We start from the raw sequence: 10,433 nt of genomic DNA, 5'->3' as shown, positions 1-10,433 counted from the left end.
CGGCACCCGGCTTGCCGATTTGATGCGTGGCCAGATGCAGATTGATCAATGCTGCATTTTTTGCGGTGCCCGACGACGACTGGTTCAAACCCTGGCAATACATCGACAGCGAGGCTTTCGAGCGCCCGAACATGCGTGCCGCCTGCAGCAAATCCTGCTCGCTGATGCCGCAAATGTCGGCCACGAACTTGGGCGTATATTCGCGCACCGTTTGCTTGAGTTCGGCAAAACCTTCGGTATGCGCGGCGATGTAATCGGCGTCGACCAGGTCTTCCCACAGACAGATGTGCAGCATGCCGTTGAACAGGGCGACATCGGTGCCGGGCAGGATGGCCAAAAACAAATCCGCTTCGCGGGCAGTATCGGTGCGTCGCGGATCTGCGACGATGACTTTCAGCCGGGGATTGACTTTGCGCGCCTCTTCAATCCGGCGATAGAGTATCGGATGCGCATAGGCGGTATTGGAGCCGACCAGGAAAATGACTTCAGCCTGATCGATGTCTTCATAACAGGCGGGTGGCGCATCAGCGCCCAGTGTTTGCTTGTAGCCAGCCACTGCACTGGACATGCACAGGCGCGAATTGGTATCGACATTATTGGTACCGATCAAACCCTTGGCCAGTTTGTTGAAGACGTAATAGTCTTCCGTCAGCAACTGGCCGGAAAGATAAAAGCCGACACTGTCCGGCCCGTGATCGCGGATCGCTGCAGCAAACTTGTTGACGATGAAATCCAGCGTGGTATCCCACGAGGCAGCCACGCGTTCATCCGTACGCGCCAGACGCATCTCTGGATACAGCGCGCGCGACTGCAGTTGCAGCGCCGGACGCGCAGTCAAATGCAGCGTGCTGCCCTTGGTGCACAAGCGGCCAAAATTGGCTGGATGATCCGGGTCGCCGCGCACGGCGATGACTTTTTCACCATCGCTTTGCACCAGCACGCCGCAGCCCACGCCGCAATAACAGCAGGTTGCCTTGGTCTCGGTCAGCACTGCGGGTGCAGCCACTTCCATCAGGGCAGCAGTAGGCATCATTTCACTCATGCAGCGGCGGCCTCGCTGACGGGCGCATTCAATTCCACCAGATCCAGATAGACATCACCGCCTTCAACCTTGACGCTGAATTTCTGCGTGCAACCTTCATCCGGCGCCGCTGCGCAGCCGGAATCCAGGCCTATGCTCCAGTTGTGCAACGGACAGGCAACGCGTTCGCCGAACACGATGCCTTGCGACAAGGGACCACCCTTGTGCGGGCAGCGATCCAGCAAGGCGAACACCTTGTCTTCGCTATTGCGGAAAATGGCGACGTTCGGCTTGTCTGCGCGATTGACGACTCGGGAACCGAGTACTGGAATGTCCGACACCTTGCAGATGACTTTCCATTGGTTTGACATACGTGACCTTGATAAAAATTGTTTCTGTTATTGAACGTTGTGTAGCGACAGATTGAATGCGAATTGCACCCGATTAAACCGACAGCAGCTCGAACTGACGCGTATCGACCATCGCCTTCTCCGGTTCGTGCCATGGATCGGGTTCGCCTTCGAGCGAGAACAGCAGGCGTTCATACAGCGCCTTGCGGTTCGCTTCATCCTCGACGACTTTCTGTTTCGCATGATCGAGGCCGACGCGCGCCAGGTAATGCACGGTGCGCTCCAGATACCAGCCTTCTTCGCGATACAACTGCAGGAAGGCGCCGGCATATTCCAGCACTTCTTCATGCGTCTTCAGTTTAACGAAGAATTCCGCAACTTCAGTCTTGATGCCACCGTTGCCGCCGACATAGATTTCCCAGCCCGAATCAACCCCGATAATGCCGACATCCTTGATGCCGGATTCGGCGCAGTTGCGCGGACAGCCAGACACCGCCAGCTTTACCTTGTGCGGCGCATACATCAGCTTCAATTGATGCTCGAGCTGCTGTCCCATCTTGGTCGAATCCTGCGTACCAAAACGGCACCATTCAGAACCGACGCAGGTCTTCACGGTGCGCAAGCCCTTCGAATAAGCCAGGCCGGAAGGCATGCCCAGGTCGTGCCAGACTTCACGCAGATCTTCCTTCTTGACGCCCAGCAAATCGATGCGCTGGCCGCCGGTCACCTTGACGGTCGGGATCTTGAACTTGTCGACCACATCGGCAATGCGGCGCAATTCCGACGAGCTGGTTTCGCCGCCCCACATGCGCGGGATCACCGAGAAAGTGCCGTCTTTTTGTATGTTCGCATGTGCGCGCTCATTGATATAGCGCGATTGCGGATCATCCTTGGCTTCATGCGGCCAGGTCGAGATCAGGTAATAGTTGATAGCCGGACGGCAGGAAGCACAACCGTTAGGGGTGCGCCATGCCATGAATTCCATGGCGGCAGCCACCGTCAGCAGTTTTTCGGCGCGGATGGCGTCGCGCATTTCCTGATGCGTGTGATCGGTGCAGCCGCACATAGGCTTGGCTTTGCTGGATGCAGAGTAATCGCCGCCGGCGGTAGCCATGATGATCTGTTCGACCAGGCCGGTACAGGAGCCACAGGAAGCCGATGCCTTCGTATGTTTGCGCACGTCTTCTATCGTGAACAAGCCTTTTTCCTTGATCGCCTTGACGATGGTGCCTTTGCACACGCCGTTACAACCGCAGACTTCTGCGCTGTCCGGCATGGCTGCAGCCTTGGAAAAGCCTTCATGGCCGGCATCACCCGGACGCATCGTGTTGGATTCGCCGAACATCAGGCTATCGCGAATCTCGCTGATGTCCTTGCCTTCGCGCAGCAGATTGAAATACCAGCTGCCGTCGACCGTATCACCGTACAGGCAGGCGCCGATCAACTTGTCGTCCTTCAACACCAGCTTCTTGTATACGCCGCCGATAGGATCGGACAACAGGATTTCTTCCGTGCCTTCACCGCCGAGGAATTCGCCAGCCGAAAACAGATCGATGCCGGTGACCTTCAGCTTGGTCGACGTGACCGAACCCTGATAGCGCCCGATGCCGTAGTTGGCCAGATGATTCGCACACACCTTGGCCATCTCGAACAGCGGCGCCACCAAACCATATGCAGTACCGCGATGGTTGACGCATTCGCCGACTGCATAGACGCGCGGATCGAAGGTTTGCATCGTATCGTTGACGACTATGCCGCGATTGCAATAAATGCCGGCGGCTTCAGCCAGTGCCGTGTTCGGGCGTATGCCGACCGCCATCACGATCAATTGTGCCGGCACTTCGCTGCCATCGGTGAAGCGCAAGGCTTTCACGCGACCGTTTTCGTCGCCTATGATTTCCTGCGAATTTTTTCCAAGCAGGAAGCTCAGGCCGCGATCTTCCAGTGATTTTTGCAGCATCTTGCCGGCAGCTTCATCCAGCTGACGCTCCATCAGCGTGGTCGGCAGATGCACGACCGTGACATCCATGCCGCGCAGTTTGAGGCCGTTGGCGGCTTCCAGGCCCAGCAAGCCGCCACCGATGACGATAGCCTGCTTGTGCACCTTGGCCGCATCTATCATCGCGTTGGTGTCTTGAATATCGCGATACGAAATCACGCCAGCCAGATCCTTGCCCGGAATCGGCAGCATGAATGGATTGGAGCCGGTCGCCATCAGCAGGCGATCGTAAGGAGCAATGGTGCCGTCTTCGGCTATCACCACACGCTTGACGCGATCGATCTCTATGATCTTTTTGCCAAGATGCAGCGTGATGTCATTTTCTTCATACCAGTCGACATCATTCAACATGATGTCCTTGATCGTTTGCTCACCCGCCAATACCGGCGACAGCAGTATACGGTTGTAATTGGCATAGGCTTCTGCACCGAATACGGTGATCTCATAAATGTCCGGTGCTATCTTGCGCAATTCTTCCAGCGTGCGCACACCAGCCATGCCGTTACCAACCATTACCAGTTTTAATTTTTTCATTACCGCATCCTTAAAATGTGTATCGCTGATACCTCTTAAGCAAAACCAATGCCAGATTTTCGTGCGGCATCCGCACCAATCAAATCTGCTTTACGCACTTTAAAAGTGCGCCCAGGTAAATTTCCTGGTGCATTGCACATAACTGAGCCGGTAACGCCTCGTCCGGGAGCCTGCTTGCACAAAAATGATGGCATAGCCCTTGCATGGTGCAACCCACCTAACTTACATTCATCAGAACCCATATGCAAAAATCATCATTCTGGAAAGCCGGTCACACCCCGACTCTGCTTGCTTCATTCTTTTACTTCGACTTGAGTTTCATGGTCTGGGTCATCCTCGGTCCGCTGGCAGTACAGATCGCTGGCGATCTGGGCCTGACGCCGGCACAAAAGGGCTTGATGGTTGCCACCCCCTTGCTGGCGGGCGCATTGCTGCGCATCGTCATGGGAGTACTGGTCGACCATCTGCAGCCGAAGAAAGCCGGCATCATCGGCCAGCTGGTTGTCATGGGTGGTTTGCTGTGGGCATGGCTGGGAGACTTAAGCAGCTATCACACGATGCTGGCGTTTGGCGTCATCCTCGGCGTGGCGGGTGCGGCTTTCGCAGTGGCGCTGCCGCTCGCATCGCGCTGGTACCCACCGGAACATCAAGGCACCGCGCTCGGGATTGCCGGCGCCGGCAACTCCGGCACTGCCTTCGCCGCACTGTTTGCGCCGTCGCTGGCCATCGCCTTCGGCTGGCAAAACGTGTTCGGCCTGTGTCTGATTCCGCTCAGCATTGCGTTTGTCGTCTATCTTGTATTTACCAAGGATGCGCCTAATGCACCGCCGGCAAAATCGCTGCTCGAGTATCTGCATGTATTGAAAGACAAGGATGCATGGTGGTTCATGTTCTTTTATAGCGTGACCTTCGGCGGCTTTTCCGGCCTGGCTTCATCGCTGACGATTTACTTCAATGGCCAGTACGGACTGTCGCCGGTCACTGCAGGTTACTTCACCGCCGCCTGCGTATTTGCCGGCTCGATCGTGCGGCCCATGGGCGGCCGTCTGGCTGATCGCATCGGTGGCATCAAGACCCTGTCCATCATGTATATGCTGGCAGCGACCTTCATGCTGATCGCCAGCTTCGGCTTGTCATCGGCCATGGCTGCCGTATCCATCTTCGTGCTGGCCATGCTTGCGCTCGGCGTCGGCAATGGCGCAGTATTCCAATTGGTACCGCAACGCTTCCGCAAGGAGATCGGTGTGATGACCGGGCTGGTCGGCATGGCTGGCGGCATAGGCGGCTTCTATCTGGCATCCAGCCTGGGCTACTCGAAGCAGCTAACCGGCAGTTACCAGGGCGGCTTGATTGTTTTCGCAGCATTGGCCATTGTTGCCCTGCTCGGTTTGTCGGCAGTGAAGAATCGCTGGCGCACAACCTGGGGCAGCGCGGCCATGACCAATGCAAAAATCTAAATCACACATGTGCACATGGCTTTGAAAATGCATTCGTCAACCCCGGCTATCGTCATGACTGACTCTTTGTCCGCCACACCATGCCACTGAAAATCGCGGCGGGCTATGCCACGCGCGCAGGCCAACGTGAGCGCAATGAAGATTTTGTCGGCATGGTCATGCCGGACGAACCCGAGTTGTCGAGCAAGGGCATGCTCGCCGCGATCGCCGATGGCGTATCCGGCAATGAAGGCGGACGCGAAGCATCCGAGTACACGGTGCGCGGCTTGCTGAGCGATTACTATGCGACCTCGGATACCTGGCCGGTGACGCAGTCGCTCGATCGCGTACTCAAGGCCATCAATAGCTGGGTCCAGCATCAGGGCTCGATACGCGCCGAACTCGCCGGCATGGCGACGACGCTGACTTCGCTGGTATTGCGCGGTAATTTTTATTATTTTTCCCACGTCGGCGACACACGCCTTTATCTATTGAGAAAAGGTGTGCTGACGCGCCTCACCGCAGATCATGTGTGGGACAGGCCGGAAATGCAGCATGTATTGACGCGCGCAATCGGTCTCGACTCGCAGCTGGCGATCGATCACGGCATGGGTGAGTTGCATGAAGGCGATGCCTTTCTGCTTGCCACCGACGGCGTGTGGGCCGCGATATCCGAATACGACCTCACCGATCATCTGTCACAGCTGGTCAGCAAGCAGCATGAAGCTGAAGCCATCGCCAATGCGCTGATAGACAGCGCATTGGCTGCCGGTGCACAGGACAATGTCAGTGCACTGGTTGTATGTGTGGAAGCCTTGCCGGAAACGAATTTGCGCGATGCCTTGTCCGGTTCGCAGCAACTTTCAGTGCCGCCCAAGTTGAAAGTCGGCCAGGTCATAGACGGTTATACCGTCGAAGAACAGATACACGCATCGACGACGACCCTGCTTTATCGCGTATCCGAACCACGCACGGGCAATCACACTCCGCGCAAGCTGGTCCTCAAAACACTGCATCCGGACCGCGCCAGCGATATGCATGAACGTTCGGCATTTGCGCATGAAGAATGGCTGGCCAAGCGTGTGGTTGCACGCTTCTTCCCGCAGGTCATTACACCCGAGCAAAAAAATTATCTGTACTATCTGACGACCTGGCACGAGGGCAACACGCTGCAGCAACATCTGGATGCCGGCGAGCACTTCACGATACCGGATGTGATCGCGCACGGCACCAAGCTGGTACGTGCGATAGGCGCACTGCACAGGCGCAGCATCATTCACCGCGACATCAAACCCGGCAATATCCATCTGGGTGACGATAGCGAATTGCGTGTGCTCGATCTGGGTGTCGCGCAATCCGGGCTGGAGGCCGAAGATGAAATGCGCGCGCCGCGTGCCGGCACGCCATCCTTCCTCGCGCCGGAACAATTCAACAATGCGCCAGCCTCGCGCCAGACCGATTTGTACGCTACCGGCGTGACGCTTTACCTGCTGCTGACGCGGCATTTTCCTTACGGTGAAATCGAACCATTCCAGACGCCGCGTTTTGGTGTAGCAGTGGTGCCGAGTCGCTACCGACCCGATCTGCCCTTGTGGCTGGAAAATGTATTGCTGAAGGCAATTGCGCGCGATCCGGCAGATCGCTTTGAAACTGCAGAGGAATTTCTGCTGGCACTGGAACGTGGCGCCAGCCGGCCGCTCGCAGCGATCGCATCCAAACCATTGGCAGAACGCGATCCGGTTTCATTATGGCGTGCAGTGGCGGCCATATCCATCGTCATCAATCTTTTGCTGCTGTATCTGTTGGTCGTTCGCTGAAGTCAGCCTGGATTTCAGGCTGCCGCCCCGTTGAGCGCGGCTTGCACCAGGTCGTCTATCTCGTTCGTGATATTCGACAGCACACCGGCCACCACCGAAAACTCCCTCCCGGCCGGCCCCGACCGTGCTGCCACGATACGGGCATTAAGCGCCACCATATTCGCTTCGCGCGCAATCGTTTCAATCTCGGTCATGATGCCGCGCAACTGCTTACGCATCAATCGCGCGTGCTTTTTCGACTGCTCCTCGTAAACCGACGTGATCTGGTTCAGGATGGCCAGCAATGGCGTGGTGACCTGCACCAGCTCAGCCAATAATTCAGGCGCAGCCCTGAGCTTGTCTTCAATCGCATTCAGCGTGCGCGCGGCAAGATCCATGAAATAGCAAATCTTGCGGTCCCCTTCCGGCTTGCCGAAATAGACTTCCTCCAGCTCGGGACAAAATACGCCCGGCAGATCACCAGAGCGTTTGAGCAAGGAGGTATGCGCACCACGGAACAAGCTCAATGCTTCACGCCCTATTGCAGCGGCATTTTCATGACCTTGCGACGCCAATACCGCATACAACACCAGTCGCTGCGAAGTGAAGCGACGCCGGCCAGACAGATTAATCAGCATGCCGAACACTTCGCCCGACAAGGGCATAACGGACAAATCTTCAGTAGCCGCTACTGCTTCAGAATCTGTTGTACGTGCTGATGCATGGGCAATCGTGACCGCCCTGCCGGCATGCTCATCATTGACGGCAACCGGCAAGGCCGGTGCCGCAGTTTTCGTTTCGCGCAAAGTAGCTTGGGTCATCATGGCCTGGCTCAGCATAAATCTCATTCAGCTTGGATGAATAGTAGGAAAACGCTATCGGATCAGGCCGCTTCCTTGGCAGGATGCGATTGACGATGGTATAGAAATTCCAGCACGGCAGTACGGTAAGCCGAATACTGCGCATCCTTGGCCAGCGCAACGCGTTCACGCGGCCTATCCAGCTTTACTTCCAGAATTTCGCCTATGGTGGCCGATGGTCCATTCGTCAGCATCACGATTTTGTCTGACAGTAGCACTGCTTCATCGACATCATGCGTAACCATCACTACCGTCGAACCGGTGGCAGCCACGATTTTCAGCAACTCATCCTGCAGATGCGCACGCGTCAATGCATCGAGTGCACCAAAGGGTTCATCCATCAGCAATACTTTCGGTTCCATCGACAAGGCGCGGGCGATACCAACGCGTTGCTTCATGCCGCCGGAAATTTCATTTGGACGTTTTTGTTCAGCATGTGTCAAACCGACCAATGCCAATGCGGCCTTGGTACGTGCGCGTAATTTGGCTTTGCCTTCCAGCTTGCCGAACACACGTTCCACCGCCAGATACACATTCTCGAAACAGGTCAGCCATGGCAACAAGGAATGGTTTTGAAACACCACTGCGCGTTCCGGCGAAGGACCGGCGATTTCTCGGTTTGCACATAACAACATGCCGTCTGTCGCCTGTGTCAAACCCGCTATCAGATTAAGTAGCGTCGATTTACCGCAACCAGAGTGACCGATCAGCGTGATGAACTCGCCTTTCGCAACGGTCAGGTTGATATCGGTCAGGGCATTGAAAACGCCTTTCTTGGTATGGAAGGACATTGCCGCATGTTGAATATCGATGAACTTGCTGTTGATGTTATCCATGATGTTTTCCTTTGCACTTCATTATTCGTTGCAGTCTTGATCAGCGCTTCAAAATCAACTTTTCACATCTTCGTAAGTAAAGACCCTGGCGATGCCGACCAGTATCTGCTCTAGCACCAGGCCGACGATACCGATGACAACGATCGCGATGATGATGTGCGCCACATTCAGGTTGTTCCATTCATCCCAGACCCAGAAGCCGATCCCGACGCCGCCGGTCAGCATTTCTGCCGCCACGATCACCAGCCATGCAGTACCGATTGCCAGCCGCACGCCAGTCAGCATGTAAGGCAGCACGGAGGGGAAAAGAATCTTTGTCACGATCTTCCACTCCGACAGGTTCAATACCTTGGCAACATTCATGTAATCCTGCGGCACCCGCTGCACACCGACTGCGGTATTGATGATCATCGGCCAGATCGAGCAGATGAAGATGGACCAGATCGCGGCTGGATCAGCGGCCTTGAATACCAGCAAACCGATCGGCAACCATGCCAGCGGCGACACCGGTTTGAGCAAACTGATGATCGGATTGAACATGCCGGACAGGAAGGTGAAACGTCCGATCATGAAACCCAATGGAATGCCGACCAGTGCAGCCAGGCCGAAGCCGACACCCACCCGTTTCAGCGACGCGAGAATATTCCAGCCTATGCCCTGGTCATTCGGACCATTGCTGTAGAACGGATCGGCAAACAACTCGATTGCCGACTTCAGTGTCACCAATGGCGATGGGATGCCGCTGTTTTTGACAGAGATGATTTCCCATACCAGGATGAGAAACAGTAAGCCAAAAATCGGCGGCAATACTGTCATGAAAAACGGCCGCAACGAAAACGTCTTGGTCTTTGCCCTGGGTTGATCCGCCACGATAGTTGCGCCTGCATTTTTCATCACACTCTCCGGCTTCCTGGCTTCTGCCGTCACGACGATAGGCACGTTTTCTGCGGTATGCATGATTGCGCTCATGATTGCTCCTTATGCCTTGATCTTGAATGATGCCGCGTAAGCCTTAGGATTCTTGCCATCCCACACCACGCCATCGATCAATTTCGAACTACGCATCACATTCTTCGGTATCGGGACATTCGCCATGGTGGCGGCTTCCTTGTACAGATCGATGCGGTTGACCGACTTGGCGGTGCCCATGTAATCCGGTTCGCCCTTGGCCAGACCCCAGCGCTTGTGCTGCGTCATGAACCACATGCCATCCGACAGGTAAGGGAAGTTGGTCGTGCCTTCGTTATAGAACTTCATGTAGTTAGGGTCATCCCATGTTTTGCCCATGCCATCCTGGTAACGACCGAGTATGCGTTGGTTGATGACATCGACCGAAGTGTTGACGTAGGACTTGGCTGCAATCGTTTCAGCCATCTTGTTCTTGTTCGACAGCGATGCATCTATCCAGCGGCCCGCCTCCAGCACAGCTGCGGTCAAAGCGCGTGCAGTGTTTGGATTCTTGGCAACCCAGTCAGACGTGGTGCCGAGTACTTTTTCCGGATGATCTTTCCAGATGTCCTGCGTAGTCGCAGCGGTGATGCCTATGCCGTCGACAATCGCGCGGTGATTCCACGGTTCGCCCACGCAGAAACCATCCATAT

The 10,433-nt window shown here is 55.8% G+C and carries 10 protein-coding genes; 2 read left to right on the top strand and 8 right to left on the bottom strand.

The window, feature by feature from the left end; translation table 11 throughout:
- The 4 genes from Q7T06_RS11535 to Q7T06_RS11520 form a co-directional block, all read right to left on the bottom strand.
- The coding region (locus Q7T06_RS11535; RefSeq protein ID WP_304784787.1) for a molybdopterin-dependent oxidoreductase at window positions 1–1,042 on the bottom strand (1,042 nt) is incomplete at its 3' end.
- Window positions 1,039–1,392 (bottom strand): nitrite reductase small subunit NirD, encoded by a 354-nt coding sequence (gene nirD / locus Q7T06_RS11530; RefSeq protein ID WP_304784785.1) that lies wholly within the window; start codon window positions 1,390–1,392, stop codon window positions 1,039–1,041. The genes nirD and Q7T06_RS11535, both read right to left, overlap by 4 nt.
- Before the next feature lie 73 nt (window positions 1,393–1,465).
- Window positions 1,466–3,904 (bottom strand): nitrite reductase large subunit NirB, encoded by a 2,439-nt coding sequence (gene nirB / locus Q7T06_RS11525; protein WP_304784783.1) that lies wholly within the window; start codon window positions 3,902–3,904, stop codon window positions 1,466–1,468.
- 35 nt (window positions 3,905–3,939) lie between these two features.
- Window positions 3,940–4,146 (bottom strand): hypothetical protein, encoded by a 207-nt coding sequence (locus tag Q7T06_RS11520; RefSeq protein WP_304784781.1) that lies wholly within the window; start codon window positions 4,144–4,146, stop codon window positions 3,940–3,942.
- Between Q7T06_RS11520 and Q7T06_RS11515 the strand changes: the two genes are divergently transcribed.
- Window positions 4,147–5,361, top strand: a complete 1,215-nt coding sequence (locus Q7T06_RS11515) for a NarK/NasA family nitrate transporter (protein ID WP_304784778.1) — start codon at window positions 4,147–4,149, stop codon at window positions 5,359–5,361.
- A gap of 80 nt (window positions 5,362–5,441) precedes the next feature.
- Window positions 5,442–7,157: a bifunctional protein-serine/threonine kinase/phosphatase gene (locus Q7T06_RS11510; protein WP_304784776.1), complete on the top strand. Its 1,716-nt coding sequence runs from the start codon at window positions 5,442–5,444 to the stop codon at window positions 7,155–7,157.
- Between the two features lie 14 nt (window positions 7,158–7,171).
- Here the strand turns inward: Q7T06_RS11510 and Q7T06_RS11505 are convergent, their stop codons facing one another.
- The 4 genes from Q7T06_RS11505 to Q7T06_RS11490 all read right to left on the bottom strand — a co-directional run.
- Complete coding sequence (locus Q7T06_RS11505) at window positions 7,172–7,801, bottom strand: methyl-accepting chemotaxis protein (RefSeq protein WP_304784790.1); 630 nt, start codon at window positions 7,799–7,801, stop codon at window positions 7,172–7,174.
- 218 nt (window positions 7,802–8,019) lie between these two features.
- Complete coding sequence (locus Q7T06_RS11500; RefSeq protein ID WP_304784774.1) at window positions 8,020–8,832, bottom strand: ABC transporter ATP-binding protein; 813 nt, start codon at window positions 8,830–8,832, stop codon at window positions 8,020–8,022.
- A 54-nt stretch (window positions 8,833–8,886) separates the two neighbouring features.
- The gene (gene ntrB, locus Q7T06_RS11495; RefSeq protein WP_304784772.1) at window positions 8,887–9,801 is read right to left on the bottom strand and encodes a nitrate ABC transporter permease; all 915 of its coding nucleotides are present in this window, start codon (window positions 9,799–9,801) and stop codon (window positions 8,887–8,889) included.
- A 9-nt stretch (window positions 9,802–9,810) separates the two neighbouring features.
- On the bottom strand, window positions 9,811–10,433 hold a 623-nt coding region (locus Q7T06_RS11490), incomplete at its 5' end, for an ABC transporter substrate-binding protein (protein WP_304784770.1).

The sequence above is a fragment of the Herminiimonas sp. genome (assembly GCF_030645555.1).
Taxonomy (GTDB): Bacteria; Pseudomonadota; Gammaproteobacteria; order Burkholderiales; family Burkholderiaceae_D; genus Oxalicibacterium.
This window is presented reverse-complemented; position numbering and strand designations above follow the sequence as displayed.